General features: G+C 69.4%; 18 protein-coding genes. 3 read left to right on the forward strand and 15 right to left on the reverse strand.

Annotated elements, in window-relative coordinates; translation table 11 throughout:
- Nucleotides 1–7: 7 nt before the first annotated feature.
- The 4 genes from H5398_RS03495 to H5398_RS03510 are packed head-to-tail and all read right to left on the reverse strand — an operon-like array spanning nucleotide 8 to nucleotide 2,949.
- Entirely contained in the window at nucleotides 8–1,069 is a 1,062-nt protein-coding gene (locus H5398_RS03495) for an ABC transporter ATP-binding protein (RefSeq protein WP_182799037.1), read from the reverse strand.
- Complete coding sequence (locus H5398_RS03500; protein WP_182799038.1) at nucleotides 1,062–1,844, reverse strand: ABC transporter permease; 783 nt, start codon at nucleotides 1,842–1,844, stop codon at nucleotides 1,062–1,064. The genes H5398_RS03495 and H5398_RS03500 overlap by 8 nt, the downstream gene beginning before the upstream one ends.
- The gene (gene modA / locus H5398_RS03505) at nucleotides 1,841–2,545 is read right to left on the reverse strand and encodes a molybdate ABC transporter substrate-binding protein (RefSeq protein WP_220489116.1); all 705 of its coding nucleotides are present in this window, start codon (nucleotides 2,543–2,545) and stop codon (nucleotides 1,841–1,843) included. Before modA ends, H5398_RS03500 begins: the two co-directional genes overlap by 4 nt.
- On the reverse strand, nucleotides 2,542–2,949 hold the full coding sequence (locus H5398_RS03510) for a molybdopterin-binding protein (protein WP_182782264.1): 408 nt from the start codon (nucleotides 2,947–2,949) through the stop codon (nucleotides 2,542–2,544). The genes modA and H5398_RS03510 overlap by 4 nt, the downstream gene beginning before the upstream one ends.
- A 77-nt stretch (nucleotides 2,950–3,026) precedes the next feature.
- Between H5398_RS03510 and H5398_RS03515 the strand changes: the two genes are divergently transcribed.
- A complete protein-coding gene (locus H5398_RS03515; protein WP_182782263.1) occupies nucleotides 3,027–3,539 on the forward strand; it encodes a molybdenum cofactor biosynthesis protein B in 513 nt (170 codons plus the stop codon).
- Here H5398_RS03515 and moaC read toward each other — a convergent pair whose 3' ends face one another.
- Nucleotides 3,540–4,016: a cyclic pyranopterin monophosphate synthase MoaC gene (gene moaC / locus H5398_RS03520; protein ID WP_182782262.1), complete on the reverse strand. Its 477-nt coding sequence runs from the start codon at nucleotides 4,014–4,016 to the stop codon at nucleotides 3,540–3,542. It lies immediately after the preceding gene.
- A gap of 79 nt (nucleotides 4,017–4,095) precedes the next feature.
- Here moaC and H5398_RS03525 point away from each other — a divergent pair, with 79 nt between their 5' ends.
- Nucleotides 4,096–4,440 (forward strand): helix-turn-helix transcriptional regulator, encoded by a 345-nt coding sequence (locus H5398_RS03525; protein WP_182782261.1) that lies wholly within the window; start codon nucleotides 4,096–4,098, stop codon nucleotides 4,438–4,440.
- 3 nt (nucleotides 4,441–4,443) lie between these two features.
- A complete protein-coding gene (locus H5398_RS03530; RefSeq protein ID WP_182782260.1) occupies nucleotides 4,444–4,926 on the forward strand; it encodes an SRPBCC domain-containing protein in 483 nt (160 codons plus the stop codon).
- A 63-nt stretch (nucleotides 4,927–4,989) separates the two neighbouring features.
- Here the strand turns inward: H5398_RS03530 and glp are convergent, their stop codons facing one another.
- The 10 genes from glp to moaA are packed head-to-tail and all read right to left on the reverse strand — an operon-like array spanning nucleotide 4,990 to nucleotide 17,755.
- Entirely contained in the window at nucleotides 4,990–6,198 is a 1,209-nt protein-coding gene (gene glp, locus H5398_RS03535) for a gephyrin-like molybdotransferase Glp (RefSeq protein WP_182799039.1), read from the reverse strand.
- 13 nt (nucleotides 6,199–6,211) lie between these two features.
- Entirely contained in the window at nucleotides 6,212–6,628 is a 417-nt protein-coding gene (locus tag H5398_RS03540) for a molybdenum cofactor biosynthesis protein MoaE (RefSeq protein WP_370586041.1), read from the reverse strand.
- A gap of 22 nt (nucleotides 6,629–6,650) precedes the next feature.
- Nucleotides 6,651–8,042: an MFS transporter gene (locus H5398_RS03545; RefSeq protein WP_182799040.1), complete on the reverse strand. Its 1,392-nt coding sequence runs from the start codon at nucleotides 8,040–8,042 to the stop codon at nucleotides 6,651–6,653.
- Nucleotides 8,039–9,382, reverse strand: a complete 1,344-nt coding sequence (locus H5398_RS03550) for a nitrate/nitrite transporter (RefSeq protein ID WP_370585700.1) — start codon at nucleotides 9,380–9,382, stop codon at nucleotides 8,039–8,041. The genes H5398_RS03545 and H5398_RS03550 overlap by 4 nt, the downstream gene beginning before the upstream one ends.
- A gap of 38 nt (nucleotides 9,383–9,420) precedes the next feature.
- Nucleotides 9,421–10,179, reverse strand: coding sequence for a respiratory nitrate reductase subunit gamma (gene narI / locus H5398_RS03555; protein WP_182799041.1), 759 nt, complete (start codon nucleotides 10,177–10,179; stop codon nucleotides 9,421–9,423).
- Nucleotides 10,176–10,790, reverse strand: coding sequence for a nitrate reductase molybdenum cofactor assembly chaperone (narJ, locus tag H5398_RS03560; protein ID WP_182799042.1), 615 nt, complete (start codon nucleotides 10,788–10,790; stop codon nucleotides 10,176–10,178). The genes narI and narJ overlap by 4 nt, the downstream gene beginning before the upstream one ends.
- A complete protein-coding gene (gene narH / locus H5398_RS03565) occupies nucleotides 10,787–12,367 on the reverse strand; it encodes a nitrate reductase subunit beta (RefSeq protein WP_255443525.1) in 1,581 nt (526 codons plus the stop codon). The genes narJ and narH overlap by 4 nt, the downstream gene beginning before the upstream one ends.
- Nucleotides 12,367–16,080, reverse strand: coding sequence for a nitrate reductase subunit alpha (locus H5398_RS03570; RefSeq protein ID WP_182782254.1), 3,714 nt, complete (start codon nucleotides 16,078–16,080; stop codon nucleotides 12,367–12,369). The genes narH and H5398_RS03570 overlap by 1 nt, the downstream gene beginning before the upstream one ends.
- A 56-nt stretch (nucleotides 16,081–16,136) precedes the next feature.
- Nucleotides 16,137–16,739 (reverse strand): molybdenum cofactor guanylyltransferase, encoded by a 603-nt coding sequence (locus H5398_RS03575; RefSeq protein WP_182799043.1) that lies wholly within the window; start codon nucleotides 16,737–16,739, stop codon nucleotides 16,137–16,139.
- Nucleotides 16,736–17,755 carry a GTP 3',8-cyclase MoaA gene (gene moaA, locus H5398_RS03580; protein ID WP_182799044.1) on the reverse strand — a complete coding sequence of 340 codons (1,020 nt, stop codon included), beginning with the start codon at nucleotides 17,753–17,755 and terminating at the stop codon, nucleotides 16,736–16,738. Before moaA ends, H5398_RS03575 begins: the two co-directional genes overlap by 4 nt.
- Between the last annotated feature and the right edge of the window lie 39 nt (nucleotides 17,756–17,794).

Raw genomic sequence — 17,794 nt, forward strand, 5'->3', positions numbered from 1 at the left:
CCGATGCTCAGGCCGACGACGGGTACAGCGACACCAGGGTGGCCTTGATCACCGCCACCACCCGATCACCGGGCGCCAAGCCCAGGTCGCGGACCGCGGAGGGGGTCAGGTCGGCAGCGACCCGCTGCCCCACCACGTCCAGCGTCACCCGCTGCACGGGCCACCTGTCCTCGATTCCCACCACCAGGGCGGGCAGTTCGTTGCGCGGACTCCCGTGCGGGGCCTCCCGGAACACGCTGACCGCGGTGGGCGCGAACACGGCGCGGGCCGGCCCCGGCGGCAGAGGGCCCGCGGAGATGCCCGCCACCATGATCCCCTCGTCCAGCCGGACCCCGCCGTCGCCCGTGGCCTCGCCGTGCAGCAGGTTGACCCCGACGAAGCCGGCCAGGAAGGCGCTCGTGGGGCGCTGACACACTTCGTCGACGTCCCCCTCCGCGACGACGCGGCCTTCGCTCAGCTCCACCACCCGGTCCGCGAGGGTCACCACGTCGAGGAAGTCGTGGGTGACCAGGACGGTGGTGATCCCGCGGAGGCGCTGCCTGAGGAGCACCCGGACCTCCGGCGCCACGGTGGCGTCGAGCGCAGCGAGCGGCTCGTCGAGCAGCATCACCTCCGGGTCGATGGCCAGGGAGCGGGCCAGGGAAACCCGTTGCGCCTGCCCGCCGGAGAGGGACCTCGGGCGACGCCGCCGCAGGTCGGCGCACCCGACGGCGGCCAGCTCGTCGGCCGCCCGGGCCCGGGCGGCCCCCCGCGACACGCCGCGGGCGCGGAGTCCGAAGGCGACGTTGTCGAGGACGTCGAGGTGGGGAAACAGCAGGGAACGCTGCTCGACGTAGCCGAACCGCCGCTGGTACGGGGCGACGTGCCCCTCCGGCCCGGACAGCTCCAGTCCGAGGACGCTCACGCGGCCGCTGGTGGGGCGCAGGTCGCCGGAGAGTAGCTGGACCAGGCTGGACTTGCCCGCGCCGTTGGGGCCCACCACCGCGACAGTCGCGCCCTCGGGGACGCCCACATTGAGGGTCAGGCCCCGGTCCGCGACAGAGGCGTCGACCCTGATGGCCTCAGGCATCGGTGCGGCCCGTCCGCATCGCCACGAACACGACGACAGCCGCGACCCCCAGCAGCACCAGCGCCAACGCCAGCGCCAGCTCGGCGTCGGACTCCCGCAGCAGGTAGATCTCCAGCGGCAGCGTGCGGGTCACGCCCTGCAGGGACCCGGCGAACGTCAGTGTTGCGCCGAACTCTCCGAGCGCCCGTGCGAACGCGAGCGCGGTGCCGGACAGGATCGCGGGGGCGGCCAACGGCACCGTGACCTGCCCGAACACGTGCGTGGGCCGCGCGCCGAGCCGTGCCGCGGCCCGCTCGTAGTCGGTGCCCGCGGAGCGCAGGGCCCCCTCGAGCGAGACCACCAGGTACGGCAGGGCGACAAATGTCTGCGCGACGATCACGGCGGCGGTCGTGAAGCCGATCTCGATCCCGAGCACGGCCAGCGGCGCGCCGATGAGCCCGCGCCGCCCGAGGGTGGCGAGCAGCGCCAGCCCCGCGACGACGGGCGGCAGCACCATCGGCACCGCCACGACCGTCCGCGCCACGCCGACCCACCGGCCCCGCGACCGCGCCAGCACGAGCGCCGTCGGGACGCCGAGGATGAGCACCGCGAGGGTGCTGGCCAGGCAGGTGCCGAGGCTGAGCGCCAGCGCGTCACGGGCCCGCTCGGAGCCCAGGAGTTCACCCAGCCTCCCCCATGGGACCCGCAGCAGCAGGCCGAGCAGGGGCACGACGAGGAACGCCAGCGCGGCGGCGAAGGGCGCCCACGCCCAGCGCGGGAGCGCTGCGGCGGTCACTGCGGTGGCCCGAACCCGGCGGCGCGCAGGTCATCCTGCCAGGGCCCGGTCAGCTCGTCGATGAAGCGCTCAGCCGCGTCGGGGTGGGGCGCATCGGCCACCGCCGCAACCCAGTAGGTGTTCGGATCGTCGCCGGCACCGGCGATCTCGATGCTCTCCACGGCGGTCGAGGCCGCGGCGTCGGTGGCGTAGACGAGGCCGGCGTCGGCCTCCCCGGAGGCGACCTTGCCGAGGACGTCGGCCACCCTGCTCTCCTCGGAGACGGGACGGAGCTCCAGCCCGGCCGCGTCGGCCAGCCTGTGTGCGGCGGCCCCGCACGGCACCTCCACCGCGCACGCCACGAGCTTCCCGCGGTTCAGCGACTCGTCGAATCCCGACACCCCGGCCGGATTGCCTCGCGGTACGGCGATCACCAGCCGGTTGGTGGCGAACATCACCGGATCGTCGACGACGAGACCCGCGTCGACGGCGCGCTGCATCACCGCGCGGTCGGCCGAGGCGAACACGTCGGCCGGGGCCCCACCGGCCAGCTGGTCGAGCAGCCCGGACGAGCCGTCGAAGCTGAAGGTAGCCTCGGCGCCCACGTCCTGCAGCACCTCACTCAGGGATGACGCCGCGAACACGACCGGGCTCGTCGACGAAGGCTGCCCGCAGCCCGTGAGTGCCAACGCGGCGGCGAGCAGTGCCGCGGACCTCTTCACGACCTGAGCCCCTCGATCGAAACGTTCGTCGCCTTGATGACAGCGGTGGCCACCGAGCCGACCTCGAGCCCGAGTTCCCGCACCGCCTCGGTGGAGATCAGGCTGACGATGCGGTAGCGGCCGCACTGCAGCTCCACCTGGCTCATCACCAGATCCGAGGTCACCTTCGTCACGATCCCGGTGAGGTGGTTGCGCGCTGATCGCGTCCCCGCTCCCCCGTCCAGGTCGTCCAGCCCTCCATCGGCGAGCTCCTGGGCGAGCGCGGCCAGCGCGGCGCCGTCGACGACCCGTCTCCCCTGCTCGTCGGCGCTGGCCGGCAGACGGCCGGCCTCAACCCAGCGACGGACCGTGTCGTCGCTCACCCCCAGAAGGCTTGCCGCCGCCGAGATCCGCATCTGCGTCATGCTTGACCCTAACACTCCGCTCCTGCGGATCGGTGGGTCTGGTCCTGTCGGCCTTCGCGCCGGAATAGGCTGGGGCCATGAGTCACAGAGCCGCCGTCATCACCTGCTCGGATCGCGCCTCGGGCAACGTCTACGAGGATCGTTCGGGCCCGATCATTCGTCGCGCGCTGAAGGAGTTGGGATTCGAGGTGACGGAGCCGGTCATCGTGCCGGACGAGGCCGAGGTGATCGCCACAGAGATCCGGCTCGCGGTGGCCGACGGCGCCCGCGTGGTCATCACCACGGGCGGGACGGGAGTGGGCCCGCGGGATGTCACCGTCGAGGCGACCCGGTCCCTGCTCACCTACGAGGTGCCGGGGGTGGCGGAGGCCGTCCGCAGCCTGGGCGCGGCGAACACTCCGCTGTCGTGGCTCTCCCGGGGCCTGGCCGGGGTGATCGACCACAACGAGAACCGCGCGTTCGTCTACAACGCCCCCGGCTCCCGGGGTGGGGCCCGCGACGCACTCTCAGTGCTGGCCCCGCTGCTCGTCCACATCGTCGACCAGCTCGACGGCGCTGATCACGACCTCAATCGGCCCTCCAGCCAGTAATCAGGAATCCGCGGGCCGGCTCCAGTCGCCTGAGCGCCCCCCGCTCTTGGCGGTGATCCGCGCCGACACGATCTCGGCCGAACGGTCCACGCCCTTGACCATGTCCACCACCGCCAACGCCGCGACAGTCACCGCCGTCAGCGCCTCCATCTCGACGCCGGTCCGGTCCGCGGTCCGCACCGTCGCTTCGATGGCGACCCCCTCGTCGACGATCGACAGGTCGACGACGGCGCCGTGCACGCCGATCACGTGTGCCAGCGGCAGCAGATCCGGGACCCTCTTCGTCGCCGCGATCCCCGCGACCCGGGCGACGGCCAGCACGTCGCCCTTCGGCACTGTTCCCGTGCGCAACGCCTCAACCACCTCCGCCGAGCAACGGACGGAGGCGACGGCGGTGGCCGAGCGGACCGTGGGTTGCTTGGCGGTGACGTCGACCATGCGGGCCTCGCCGCGGGCATCAAGGTGCGTGAACTCCATGGCGCAAGCGTGTCAGGTTCCATGACCGGGGCCAACCCGGGGCTTTACAGGTGACCTATCGGTCACATATTGTCGCGGTATGGACGACGACCTCGTGTTCAAGGCGCTGGCGGATCCCATCCGCCGGCTGCTGATGGACGCGCTCTTCGAGCGGGACGGCCGCTCGCTCGCGGAGCTGACGGACCTCGTCCAGACCCGGGCGGAGATGACCCGGTTCGGCGTCGCCAAGCACCTCCGCATCCTGGAGGACGCCGGCGTCGTCACCACGCGAAGGCAAGGCCGGGAGAAGCTCCACCACCTCAACCCGGTCCCGATCCAACAGATCCACGAACGGTGGATCGGCAAGTACACCGAACGAGCGGGCATCGCCTCCGTGCTGCTGCAGCTCAAACACGTCGTCGAGGACGACCCTTCGAAAGGCTGAACCATGAACAACACCGTCATCTACAGCATCTACATCAACGCCCCGGCGCAGAAGATCTGGGACGCCATCACCACATCGGAGTACACGTCTCGCTGGGGCTACGGCGGAGACGTCGAGATCGACCCCCGACCCGGGGGCGTGTACCGCAACCTCACCACCGACGAAATGAAGCAGATGGGGATGGGCGAGGTTGCGGTCAACGGCTCAGTGGTGGAGATCGACGAGCCGCGACGGCTCGTCCTGGACTGGGCGCCCGCCTGGTACCCGGAGGCAGAGGCAACCCGCGTCACCTGGGAGCTCACCGAATACCCGGGCGGCCTGACACAGGTCGTCCTCACCCACGACGTGACGAACAACCCGCAGCTGCTCGCCGAGGTCACGGGCGGCGCGGATCCGGGCACCGGTGGCGGTGGATGGCCGTGGGCACTGTCGGGGCTCAAGACCCTGCTCGAGACGGGCCGATCCATGGACCAACCCGCCGCCTGACCGCCGAGCGCGGCAGGCAGTGACGTCGGGTGTCGCAGCCGGCACCCGGCGTCACTCCTCAGGTCAGGTGAGGCCGTGGACCGCCACGACATCGCCCGGGCTGACCGCTTCCACCAGCTCCGGAACGACGGCGAGGCCGTCGGCCAGGTGGAGCGAGGCCACCAGGTGCGAACCAGAGCCGAGCCGGTGCGTGGGCAGCACCGCACCGGCGGCGATGCGCACCGGCGTGTACTGCCGGCGCCCCAGCGGGCTGCGCCACCCCTCGGCGACGGGGAGCTCGACGGACGGCCACCCTGTGGGCAGGCCCTGGAACGCGGCCAGCAGAGGGCGCAGGAAAGCCCAGGCGGAGACGAACACGCTGACCGGGTTGCCGGGCAGACCTACGAACGCCACTGCCCGCCCATCACGGTCGCGCAGTGCGCCGCAGGCCTGCGGCTTGCCCGGCTGCATCGCCACCGTGACGAACTCGATCTCGCCCTCGACCACCTGACGGACCACCTCGAACGCGCCTACCGACACCCCGCCGGAGGTGACCACCACGTCAGCGGCGGCGCAGGCCTCGTCGAGCACCCGCGCAAACCGGGCGCCGTCGTCGGGCACCGATCGCCGCAGGACGACCCGGCCGCCGAACCTCTCCACGAGGCCGGCGAGCAGGATCGAGTTGGAGTCCGGGATCTGGCCGAAGCCGAGTGGCTCACCGGCGGGCGCAAGCTCGGAGCCGGTCGACAGCACCGCGACACGCGGCCTCCGACGCAGCGGCACTGACCCGAAGCCGATCGACGCCGCCGCGGACGCGGCCTCTGCCCCCCACACGGTCCCGGAGGGCAGGACGGTGTCTCCCGCGCGCACGTCCTCACCCGCCCGCCTCACGTGCCGGCCCGGCACCGCTGCCTCGCTGACGACAACGCGATCGGGCAGCGGTGCGGCGCCCATCGGCTGGTCGGTGGCCTCCACCGGGACGACGGCGTCCGCCCCCGGTGGCATCGGCGCGCCCGTCATGATCCGGGCCGCCTCCCCGGGCCCCACCGTCGGCGTGGAGGTGGCGCCGGCAGGGATGTCGCCGACCACGCTGAGCGCGGCGCCGGTCGTGGCGTCGGCGGCGCGCACCGCGAACCCGTCCATGGCCGAATTGTCGAAGGGGGGGACCGCCACCCGCGCCGTCAGGTCCTCCGTCAGCACCCGTCCGCGACCCTCATCGACGGGTGTCGCCTCGGATGGCAGGAGCGTGGCCAGCGCCAGCACCCGCTCCAGGTACTCCTCGACGCTCAGCATTCCCAGCCCCGGCTCACGGGCACTGCGACCACTCGTGGGTGCCGTCGGCGAGGAACTGCTTCTTCCAGATCGGAAGCCTCTCCTTGACCCGCTCCACCAGGTCCGACGCGCAGTCGAACGCCTGCGCCCTGTGCGACGCCGCGACCGCCACGAACAACGCCACTCCCCCGATGCCCAGCGTGCCGAGGCGGTGCTGCGCCGCGATCGCATGCACGCCGTCGCGGCCCTCGAACTCGGCCACGATCTCCCGCATCACAGCCTCCGCCGTCGGGTGCCCGACGTACTCGATGCCCGTGACCGCCACCCCGTGGTCGTGGTTGCGCACGATGCCGCCGAACGTGACGACGGCGCCCGCGCGGTCATCGTTGACGAACGCCGTCAGCGCGTCGATGTCCACGTCGTCGGCCGTCACCCCCGCGAGTTGCTTCACACTCACACCCTAACGCGGGGGGTCAGCTGGGCTTCGGCGCGCCTGGGCGGGCGTACCGGAACCAGGTGATGGCGATGCACATCACGGCCCAGACAGCGCCGATCGCGTAGAAGATCGTGGGGCTCATGATGGTCAGGCCGACACCGAACAGGAACGGTCCGAAGGCCGCGATGGCCGCGGTCCAGCCGATCACGCCGCCCGCCTGCCGCTTCTCGAAGATCATCGGCATCTGCTTGAACGTGGACGCGTTGCCGATCCCGGAGAACAGGAAGATCAGCAGCATGCCCCACAGGAACTGGTTGAACCCGCCCTGCAGCGCGGCAGCGCTGGAGGTGTCCGGTGTGAGCGCCGGGATCGTGAAGAGGATCGAGCCCAGGATGCCGATGCCGGAGATGAGCGTCCAGATGGCGCCACCCATCCGGTCAGTCAGCGGCGAGAACACGATACGGGCCCCGGCACCGACGAGCGGCCCGAGGAAGACGAACTTCACCGGATCCGGCAGCGTGTAGCCGTCGACGAGCATCGTGGCCGTGGCCCCAGCGCCCTCGACGATGGCGGCGTTGCCCGCCCCGTAGAGGTTGAGCATCAGCAGGCCGAACTGGGCCGCGAGCCCGGAGAAGGTGCCGAAGGTCATGATGTAGAGGATGGTCATCCACCAGGTGTCCTGGTTGGAGAAGATGTCGAACTGTTGCTTGATGTTGGCCTTGATCGGCACGGACCGCAGCGCGATGTAGGCCCAGATGGCGCCGACGATGATGAACGGGATGTAGACCAGCGCCGAGTTCTGGTACCAGACCGTGACGGGGTCCCTGCCCGCGAACGACATCTGCTGCGAGCCGAGGAACCCGAACATGCCGAAGGTGATCAGCCAGGGCGTCATGAGCTGCACGAGCGACACGCCGAAGTTGCCGATGCCCGCCTGCAGGCCCAGCGCGGTGCCCTGGAGGCGCTTGGGGAAGAAGTACGAGGTCGAGGGCATGAATCCGGAGAACGCACCGCCGCCGATGCCGGAGAGGAACGCCAGACCCAAGAGCCGCCAGTAGGGCACGTCAGGGTTGGTGACCTCAAAGCCCCACCCGAGGACCGGCAGGATGAGCAGGAGGGTGGTCAGGGTCACCATCTTGCGGGTGCCGATCTTGGGCGGCAGCACCATCCACACGAGCCTCAGGATTCCGCCGGACAGGCCGGGCATGGCGGCCATCCAGTAGAGCTGCTCCTTGGTGAAGTCGAAGCCGAGCGCGTTGAGCTTGGGCACGATGGCGCTGGGGAGGAACCAGGCCACGAAGGCCAGGGTCAGCGTGAAGGTCGTGATGGTGAGGGTGTTCCAGGCGAGTCTGCTGTCCCACTTCTCCGGATCCTCCGGGTCCCAGGCCTGGAGCCAGTCGCCCTTGGTCTCGAGCTTCTTGGTACTCATACTGCGGACTCCTCAAGGGGAAGTTCGATGGTGCCGGCGAGTTCGGGTGACTTGTCGTGCAGCATCTTGACGATGGTGAGGTGCATCCACACCGCGCAGATGACGGTGAGGAGGAACAGGACGAAGAAGGTGGACGTGGGGAACCCCGACCACAGCTTGGTGTAGGCGAACAGCGGCGGAAGGACGAACCCGCCGAGGCCACCGAGGGTGCCGACGAGGCCGCCGACCGAGCCGACGTTCTCCGGGAAGTACTCGGGGATGTGCTTGAACACCGCGGCCTTGCCCAGGCCCATGGCGCAGCCCAGGAGGAACACCAGCACCGCGAACATCCAGAGGCTGAGGCTGTAGGCGAGGTGCTCGGTCTGGGAGCCGTCGGCGTGCTCGATGACGATGTGGCCGTTGGGCATCATGAGGATTCCGCTGGTGAGCAGCATCAGAGCGAACGTCCAGTACATGACCCTGCGGGCGCCGAAATGATCCGACAGCCAGCCGCCCACGGGACGCAGGAGCGAGGCCGGGAAGATGAAGGTGGCCGTGAGCAGACCCGCGGTGGTGAGGTCAACGTCGAAGTTGTCGACGTAGTACTTGGGTAGCCACGCCGACAGCGCCACGTAGGCGCCGAAGACCGCCACGTAGTAGAGGCTGAACCGCCACACCCGCATGTGCTTGAGCGGCAGCAGCATGGTGCGGACGCTCCGGCTGGTGCCGGGCGCGCGATCCACGCGCGGCACGATCACCCACACGGCCACCCCGACGATGACCAGCAGCACGGCGTAGATCACCGGAACCAGGCGCCAGCCGCCCTCGATGCCGAACGCGAAGGTGGCCCCCGCCGTCCCTGCGATCAGCGGGGGGCCGATGAACTTGGTCACCGACGCGCCCACGTTGCCCGCACCGAAGACGCCCAGGGCGAGGCCCTGGCGCTTGCGGGAGTACCAGGCCGCGTTCCAGGCGGTGCCGACGGAGAACAGGTTTCCGGCAAAGCCGACGAGGAAGGCCAGCACGAGCAGGAGCCCGTAGCTGTCGGCCTTCGAGACCAGGAAGGCGGGCAGCGCGGTGGCGAACAGCAGGAACAGCGTGACCTTCCGGCCGCCGATCCGGTCCGCCAGAATGCCGGCCGGGAGCCGCCACATCGAGCCGTTCAGGACGGCCAGGGCCGAGATCCAGGACAGCTCCACGTCGGTGAGGCCGAGTTCCTTCTGGATGGGGACGCCGAGGATGCCGAACATCAGCCACACCGCGAACATCAGCGTGAACGCGAGGGTGGACATGATCATGACGCGGCCGGCGCCCTTGCCCGTCTCGTGGACGGGCTCAACCTCGATGAGGTGCTTACTCACGTGTGGGGTGTCTCTCTAGGGGGAAGGCGGCAGGGAGCTCAGCGCTGGGCGCGCTTGTTGTCGGGGGTACCCACGGGGTCCCAACCGCGACCCTTGACCGTCTCGGAGCGACGCGACGAGTCGTCGCGCGAGCGGTAGACGATGTAGGGGCGGAACAGGTAGTGGAACGGTGCGGAGAAGGCGTGCACCAGGCGGGTGAAGGGGATCATCGCGAACAGCAGCATCCCGATGACGACGTGGGTCTGGAACTGCCAGGTGGCGGCCCCCATCGCCTCCACGTCGGGCTGGAACACGAACAGGGAGCGGAACCACACCGATACCGTCTCGCGGTAGTTGTGCTCCTCGCCTGTGGGGGTGGTGTCGCCGGTGAGCGTGGCCACCATGCCGAGCCCGATCACGGTGGCGAGCACCAGGTACATGATCTTGTCGTTCCACGTGGTGGCCTTGAACACCGCCGTGGTGGAGCGACGGCGCCAGATCAGCATCGCCAGGCCGACGATCAGGGCGATGCCCGCCAGCCCGCCGCCGTAGAGGGCGCCGGCGTGGTAGGTGTGCTGATCGATGCCGATCCAGTCCGTGAACGCCTTGGGGATCAGCAGGCCGACGATGTGGCCCATGAGCACCGCGATGAGCGCGAAGTGGAAGATGGGCGAGCCGATCTTCAACAGCCTGGACTCGTAGAGCTGAGACGAGCGCGTGGTCCAGCCGAACTGATCGAACCGGTAGCGCCAGATCAGCCCACCCACGAGGATCAGCAGCACCACGTAGGGCAGGACTCCCCAGAGCAGAATGTTCATCGCGTGCTCCCTTGCAGTTGCGGGTAGGGCAGGAAGGTGGGTTCGAGGCCGACGGTCTCGGTGGGCGGGCCGCCCAGCAGGTCCCGGACCTCGGAGCGGGTACGCGGCGAGGGCCCGCCCAGCGCGGCGCAGACGGCCTCGACCACCCCGGACTGCGGGAGCTTGTCCTCCGCCAGTCCGATGCGGAGCAGCTCGAGGCTGGCGCGGTAGGCGTTGAGGAGCCCCAGCCCCAATTGGGGGTGTCCAACGGCGGCGAACTCGAGCACCATCGGGAGGTAGTCCGGCAGCTCACCGGCGAGGTCCACCACGAGGCCGGAATCCCGGTAGGTCTGCTTGATGGCGGCCAGCACCTCGCCGCGGCGGCGGGTGTCGCCGTCGGTCCAGTAGGTCAGGTGCAGCGCGTGCCGGCGTGACAGGTCGAACTCCTGCACGTACCAGCTCTGCAGCTCCATGATCGGCATGCTGCGCAGGTGCGCGAGGGTGGGCGCGAAGTACTCTCCCGCACCAGCCTCGGCGACGGCGGCCTCGATCACCGGGAGCCGATCCAGCAGCTCCTCGTCCGGGTAGCCGAGCAGCAGCCCGGCCGCCTGGAACACCACCGCTGACATCATGCTCCGCTCGCGTCGAGCTGGCGGGCCTTCGCGTCGGCGAAGCTCTCGATCGCCACCGGGACCACGCGGCCTGAAGAGGTGCCGAACGGCCCCTCTCCCCCGGCGCCCGGCCCGCCCTCGAAGTCCAGCGAGCAGCCCATCTCCTCCAGGTTGTGCGCCTGCTCGGCATGGGCCTTGGGGATGACGTAGCGCTCGTCGTACTTGGCGATGGCTAGCAGCCGGTACATCTGCTCCAGGGCCGCGGGCTCCATGCCGACGGCGTGCGCCAGCTCGGGCTGCCGCTCTCGGCCGAGCGTCACGTCGCGCATGTAGGAGCGCATCGCGGCCAGCTTCTGCAGCACGCCCGTCACCACGTCGGCGTCTCCCGCGGTGAACAGCTCAGCGAGGTATTCGACGGGGATGCGGAGGGTGTCGATGGCACCGAACAGGTTGCCGCCGGCCTCGGAGTCGTGGCCCTGGGCCTTGAGCAGGTCCACCACCGGGGAGAGCGGGGGCACGTACCAGACCATCGGCATGGTGCGGTACTCAGGGTGCAGCGGAAGCGCCACCTTGAAGTGCTTGATGAGGGCGTACACGGGTGACTTCTGGGCGGCGGCCAGCCAGTCGCCAGGGATCCCGTTGGCCTTCGCATCGGCGATCACCTGCGGGTCGTTCGGGTCCAGCATCAGGTCCATCTGGGCCTGGTACAGGTCCTTGTCGTCGACGAGGGCGGCCTTGGTGACCTGATCGGGGTCGTAGAGGATGATGCCGATGTAGCGCAGCCGGCCCACGCAGGTCTCGGAGCACACCGTCGGCAGTCCCACCTCGAGGCGGGGGTAGCACATGGTGCACTTCTCGGCCTTGCCGGAGCGGTGGTTGAAGTAGATCTTCTTGTAGGGGCAGCCGGTGATGCACTGACGCCAGCCGCGGCACTTGTCCTGGTCCACCAGGACGATGCCGTCCTCCGAGCGCTTGTAGATGGCGCCGGAGGGGCAGGAGGCCATGCAGGAGGGGTTGAGGCAGTGTTCGCAGATCCGGGGCACGAAGAACATGAAGGTCTTCTCGTACTCGAACTTGATCTGCAGGTTGGCGTCCTCGCGAAGCTTCTTCACGATCGGGTCGTCATGGCCGGTCTCGTGGATGCCGCCCAGGGCGTCGTCCCAGTTGGCGGAGGCCTTGATGGCCATGTCCTCGCCCGTGATCAGGGACTTCGGCCTCGCGACGGGGAAGTCGTCGCCCAGCGGTGCCTGGATGAGGTTCTCGTAGTCGTAGGTCCACGGCTCGTAGTAGTCGTTCATCTCCGGCTGCACCGGGGAGGCGAAGATGCTCAGCAGCTTCTTGAACCGGCCACCGGAGCGCAGCTTGAGCCGCCCGGACTTGGTCCGCACCCAGCCGCCCTGCCACTTCTCCTGGTCCTCGTAGGTGCGGGGGTAGCCCTGCCCGGGGCGGGTCTCCACGTTGTTGAACCACACGTACTCGGTGCCGGCCCGGTTGGTCCAGGCCTGCTTGCACGTAACCGAGCAGGTGTGGCAGCCGATGCACTTGTCGAGGTTCATCACCATGGCCACCTGGGCCATCACGCGTCGCTGCTTGGCCATCAGTACTGGACCTCCTGGGAGCGGCGGCGCACCGTCGACACGATGTCTCGTTGAACGCCGGTGGGGCCGATGTAGTTGAAGGCGTACGCCTGGTGTGCGTAGCCGCCGATGAGGTGGGTGGGTTTGAGAAGGATCCGGGTCACCGAGTTGTGGATGCCGCCGCGCTTGCCGGTGGCCTCGGACTTCGGCACGTCGATGGTGCGTTCCTGGGCGTGCTGCACGTAACAGATGCCGTCCGGCAGCTTCGGCGTGACGACGGCGCGGGCCACGAACACTCCGTTGGCGTTGGTCAGCTCGATCCAGTCGTTGTCCCTGACCCCGATGCTCGCGGCGTCGGCGACGCTGAGCCAGGCCTGCGGCCCGCCGCGACCGAGGCTGAGCATGAACAGGTTGTCCTGGTACTCGGAGTGGATGGACCACTTGTTGTGCACCGTGATGTAGCGCAGCGTGATGGCCTTCTCACCGTTGGGTCCGAGCTCGGGCTCGCCGTAGTCGCGGCCCATGTCCAGCGGCGGCCGGAAGATCGGCAGCTGCTCGCCTGCGTCGGCCATCCAGTCGTGGTCCAGGAAGAAGTGCATCCGCCCGGTCAGCGTGTGCCATGGCTTGAGCCGCTCGGTGTTGATGGTGAACGCGGCGTAGCGGCGGCCGCCGGTCTCCGACCCCGACCACTCCGGGGAGGTGATGACGGGCTGCGGCGACTGCTGGGTCTGGATGAAGGTGATCTGCTTCTCCTCGGACCCCTCAGACAGGTCCGCCAGTCTGCGGCCGGTCTTGCGCTCCAGGTCGCGGAAGCCCTGCGTGGCCAACTCTCCGTTGGTGGTGCCGGAGAACATCAGGATGGCCTCGGCGAGCCGCTGGTCGGTGTTGATGGCGGGGCGGCCTGCGGCCGGGCCGGAGGGGTACACCCCGTGCAGCTTGCCGAGCTTGGTCACCTGGTGGCCCACGTCGTAGGTGATGTTCTTGACGGTGAAGCCCAGCTTCTCCGCCAGCGGGCCGACGGTGAGCAGCTTGTCCGCGATCGCCGTGTAGTCGCGCTCAACGACGGCGAGCACCGGCATGTTCTTCCCGGGCACACCCTCCAGGTCGGTGCCTCGCCAGTCGGGCACATGGCCGCCCGGCTGGGCGATCTGGCCGGGGGTGTCGTGCTGGAGCGCAACCGCCACCAGGTCCTTGCGGGTGTCCAGGCGTCCCTTGGCCAGCTCGGAGAGCTTGATCGCGAGTTCGGCGAACACGTCGAAGTCGCTCTTGGTCTCCCACGGCGGGTCGATCGCGGGCGTGAACGCGTGCACGAAGGGGTGCATGTCCGTGGAGCTGAGGTCGTACTTCTCGTACCAGGTGGCGGCAGGGAGCACGATGTCGCTGAGCAGCGTGGAGCTGGTCATGCGGAAGTCCGCGGTGATCAGCAGGTCCAGCTTCCCTTCAGGGGCCTCGTCGTGCCACTTCACCACATCCGGGCGGAGGTCAGCCCCGTGACCGTTCTCCATCACGTTGTTGTGGGTGCCGAGGAGGTGCTTGAGGAAGTACTCGTTGCCCTTGGCCGAGGAGCCGAACAGGTTCGAGCGCCACAGGATCATGGTGCGCGGCCAGTTCTCGGGCGCGTCGATATCCTCGACGGCGCTCTTCAACTCGCCGGAGTTGAGCCTGGCGGCCACGTAGGCCTGCGGGGTCTCGTACTCACCGCGTCCGACGGCGGCGATCGCCTCGTCCGCCAGGTCCAGCGGGTTCGCGTCGAACTGCGGGTAGAACGGCATCCAGCCCAGGCGGTGTGACAGCGCGATGGCGTCCGCCGAGTGGGTGCCGTCGAGGCTGCCGGTGGACAGCGGGGACTTGATCCGGTCAGCCGAGAAGCCGTCGGTGCGCCACTGATCGGTGTGCATGTACCAGTAGGCGGTGCCGATCATGGTGCGCGGGGGCCGCGACCAGTCCGTGGCGTTGGCCATGTTGAACCAGCCCGTCATGGGGCGGCACTTCTCCTGGCCCACGTAGTGCGCCCAGCCGCCGCCGTTCTTGCCGATGCAGCCGGTCATCATGAGCAGCGCGATGATGGCGCGGTAGGTCACGTCCGCGTGGAACCAGTGGCAGATGCCGGCGCCGATGATGATCATCGTGCGGCCCTTCGACTCCTCCGAGTTGGCCGCGAACTCACGGGCGATGCGGAGGCACGCCTCGGCGGGCACGGAGGTGATCTCCGCCTGCCAGGCGGGGGTGTAGGGAACTGTGGCGTCGTCGTACCCGGCAGGCCACTGGCCAGGGAGGCCGTCGCGGCCCACGCCGTACTGGGCGAGCATGAGGTCGAAGACTGTGGTGACGAGCTTGCCCTCGACCACGCGGGCAGGGACACCGCGGTGGATGATGCTGCCCTCCCCCTTCGGGTCCTCGAAGCACGGCAGGGAGATCTCCACCTTCTGCGCGTCGGCCTGTTCGATGAGGCTGAGCGCGGGTCGGATCTCGCCGAGGTCCAGGTTCCAGAGACCGGCCCCGTCCTCGGAGTAGCGGTAGCCCATGGAACCGTTGGGCACCGCAGGGCTGGAGGTGGCGTCGTCCCACACCACGGTCTTGAAGGCGGCGTCGGAGACCTCTGCGGTGGCCGGCAGGTCCGCGGCGGTGAGGAACTTGCCGGGCACCAGCCCATGGCCTTCGGGGTGATCCACCAGGGTGATCAGCATGCCGAGGTCCGTGTACTGCTTGACGTAGTCGTCGAAGTACTCGACCTTCTTGTCGACGAAGTTCTCCTTGAGGATGACATGCCCCATGGCCATGGCCAGCGCGGCATCGGTGCCGGCCTGGGCGGGCAGCCACTCGTCGGCGAACTTCACGTTGTCCGCGTAGTCCGGCGCCACGGTGACCACCTTGGTGCCGCGATAGCGGACCTCGGCCATCCAGTGCGCGTCCGGGGTGCGCGTGACGGGCACGTTGGAGCCCCACATCATCAGGTAGGTGGAATCCCACCAGTCTCCGGACTCCGGCACATCGGTCTGGTCGCCGAACACCTGCGGGGAGGCGACGGGGAGGTCCGCATACCAGTCGTAGAAACTGGTCATCGCGCCGCCGATGAGGTGCGTGAAGCGGGTGCCGATGGCGTGGGAGACCATGCTCATCGCCGGGATGGGCGAGAAGGAGACGCAGCGGTCCGGGCCGTAGAACTTGATGGTGTTGACGTAACTGGCGGCGGAGATCTCCAGGGCCTCTTCCCAGGAGATGCGCACCAATCCGCCCTTGCCTCGGGCCTGCTGGTAGCGGCGGCGCTTGACCGGATCGGTGGAGATCTCACGGAAGGCGGCCACCGGATCGCCCAGGCGCTTCTTCGCCTCCCGGTACATCTCGATGAGCACGCCGCGGCCGTACGGGTAGCGGACCCGGGTGGGCGAGTAGGTGTACCACGAAAAGGCGGCCCCACGGGGGCATCCGCGGGGCTCATACTCCGGCCGGTCAGGCCCGGTGGTGGGATAGTCCGTCTGCTGGGACTCCCAGGTGATGATCCCGTCCTTGACGTAGACCTTCCAGGAACAGGAGCCGGTGCAGTTGACGCCGTGCGTGGAGCGGACCACCTTGTCGTGGCTCCAGCGGTCGCGGTAGAAGACGTCTCCCGCGCGGCCACCCTGGCGGAAGACGGCGCGGCCGTCGTCGGTCTGGTCCCACTTGGTGAAGAAGCGGCCAAGCTTCAGCAGGGCATCGGAGGCGGGGCCGTCAACGCGCGCGGAATCGGTGCTCATGGGCGTCAGCTTTCCATGCCGGAGAGCGGTACGTCCAAACTTCTCGGAAAAAAGTCTTACGCGCCGTCGTAGTTGCGAAATTCAGCGCCGGCGAGTCGCGCCTGGCTAGGGGTGTCGACGTCTCGGACGAGGGCTGGCGGGGCTGCCACCCGGGCCAGATCCAAAGTCCCGAGGAGGCGACGGACGGACACGTCGCGCAGGGCTGGAGCACCGCCAACGGCGAGCCTCAGAGCGGCCGCGCGGTAACGCCCCGCCAGCAGCTGGGGCCAGCCCTCTTCGTCCTCCAGCACCACACCGTCGACCCCCATCGGCGCCGCGCGCAGCGCTCCCACGACGGCGTGAGGATCTGCCAGGTCACCCGCCAGCAGGAGCACCTCCTCCGCCTCGCCGGGAAGGGCGGCCACCGCCGCCGCGATGCCTGCCACGGGGCCACCGAAGGGAGGATCCTCCAGCACGAAGACGATGCGCTGGTCCGGGAACCCGGCGCGGACGGGTGAGGCGACGATCACCTGGCCGGCCCAGCCGAGGGAGGCATCGCAGGCGCGCTGCAGCAGCGAACGGTTCCCGACGGTGAGCTCCAGCTTGTCGGTGCCCATCCGCGACGAGCGCCCCCCGCCCAGCACGATCGCGCAGCGGAGGCCGGGCGATTCGGGAGTCATCCTCCGATGGCGCTCATCGTGCGGGCGGGCTGGACGAACCCGATGTCATCGATGCCGTGGGCCCGCGACTTTGTTGCGTGGGCGCCCGCCCAGGCCGCGACGATGTCGTCGTCCGAGCCGCCCCCGCGCAGGATTGCGCGCAGGTCCGTCTCCGTCCTGGAGAAGAGGCAGTTGCGGACCTGACCGTCCGAGGTGAGCCGCGTCCGGTCGCAGGCGGCGCAGAAGGGGTTGGTCACCGAGGCGATCACGCCGACGGTGCCGCCCGGCTGCTCGGCGTCCGGGTCCACCCGCCAGAGCTCCGCGGGGGCCGCGCCTCGGGGCTCGTCCAGCGGGGTGAGGCGGAAGCGGGTCTCCAGCGCATCGAGGATTTCCCGGGAGGTGACCATCTGTGATCTGTCCCACTCATGCTTGGGACCGAGCGGCATCTGCTCGATGAAGCGCAGCTGGTAGCCCCTCGCCAGGCAGAACGCTGCGAGCGGCACGATGTCCGGCTCGTTCTCGCCGCGCATGATCACGGAGTTCACCTTCAGCGGGCGCAGGCCGGCGGCGTCGACGGCCTCGATACTGGTCAGCACGTCGTGCAGCCTGTCGCGGCGGGAGAGCCGGGCGTAGCGGACGGGGTCCAGCGAGTCCAGCGAGATGTTGATCCGGTCCAGGCCGGCGGCCTTGAGCCCCGCGATGCGCTTGTCCAGGCCAAGCCCGTTGGTGGTGAGTGCCAACTCAGGGCGCCCGCCGGGACCCTCCATTGCCGACGCGGCAGCGACGATGCGCTCCAGCCCGGGCCGCAGCAGTGGCTCTCCCCCGGTGAACCGGACCCGCTCCACCCCCAGGCGCACGACGGCCACGCGGATCAGGCGCACCACCTCGTCGTCGGTGAGGGTCTCCTCGACGGGCAGCCAGGCGAGGCCCTCTGCGGGCATGCAGTAGGTGCAGCGCAGGTTGCAGCGGTCGGTCAAGGACACGCGGACGTCGCGTGCGACCCTCCCGTGGCTGTCCAGCAATCGGTGCTCCTGCATGGGCGCATGCTACCCCGACCCGGGAGGGGTGCCCTGAGC

This window comes from Tessaracoccus sp. MC1679, from assembly GCF_014164775.1.
GTDB lineage: Bacteria > Actinomycetota > Actinomycetes > Propionibacteriales > Propionibacteriaceae > Arachnia.

What these genes read in the sequence shown, in the direction of transcription:
- H5398_RS03530 (WP_182782260.1), top strand. Translation starts at nt 4,444, where the DNA reads ATGAACAACACCGTCATCTACAGCATCTACATCAACGCCCCGGCGCAG.
- narJ (WP_182799042.1), bottom strand. Translation starts at nt 10,790, where the DNA reads ATGATGTCAGCGGTGGTGTTCCAGGCGGCCGGGCTGCTGCTCGGCTAC.
- H5398_RS03575 (WP_182799043.1), bottom strand. Translation starts at nt 16,739, where the DNA reads ATGACTCCCGAATCGCCCGGCCTCCGCTGCGCGATCGTGCTGGGCGGG.
- H5398_RS03510 (WP_182782264.1), bottom strand. Translation starts at nt 2,949, where the DNA reads ATGACGCAGATGCGGATCTCGGCGGCGGCAAGCCTTCTGGGGGTGAGC.
- moaC (WP_182782262.1), bottom strand. Translation starts at nt 4,016, where the DNA reads ATGGAGTTCACGCACCTTGATGCCCGCGGCGAGGCCCGCATGGTCGAC.
- H5398_RS03525 (WP_182782261.1), top strand. Translation starts at nt 4,096, where the DNA reads ATGGACGACGACCTCGTGTTCAAGGCGCTGGCGGATCCCATCCGCCGG.
- H5398_RS03515 (WP_182782263.1), top strand. Translation starts at nt 3,027, where the DNA reads ATGAGTCACAGAGCCGCCGTCATCACCTGCTCGGATCGCGCCTCGGGC.
- H5398_RS03495 (WP_182799037.1), bottom strand. Translation starts at nt 1,069, where the DNA reads ATGCCTGAGGCCATCAGGGTCGACGCCTCTGTCGCGGACCGGGGCCTG.
- moaA (WP_182799044.1), bottom strand. Translation starts at nt 17,755, where the DNA reads ATGCAGGAGCACCGATTGCTGGACAGCCACGGGAGGGTCGCACGCGAC.
- narH (WP_255443525.1), bottom strand. Translation starts at nt 12,367, where the DNA reads ATGGCCAAGCAGCGACGCGTGATGGCCCAGGTGGCCATGGTGATGAAC.
- H5398_RS03545 (WP_182799040.1), bottom strand. Translation starts at nt 8,042, where the DNA reads ATGAGTACCAAGAAGCTCGAGACCAAGGGCGACTGGCTCCAGGCCTGG.
- narI (WP_182799041.1), bottom strand. Translation starts at nt 10,179, where the DNA reads ATGAACATTCTGCTCTGGGGAGTCCTGCCCTACGTGGTGCTGCTGATC.
- H5398_RS03570 (WP_182782254.1), bottom strand. Translation starts at nt 16,080, where the DNA reads ATGAGCACCGATTCCGCGCGCGTTGACGGCCCCGCCTCCGATGCCCTG.
- glp (WP_182799039.1), bottom strand. Translation starts at nt 6,198, where the DNA reads ATGCTGAGCGTCGAGGAGTACCTGGAGCGGGTGCTGGCGCTGGCCACG.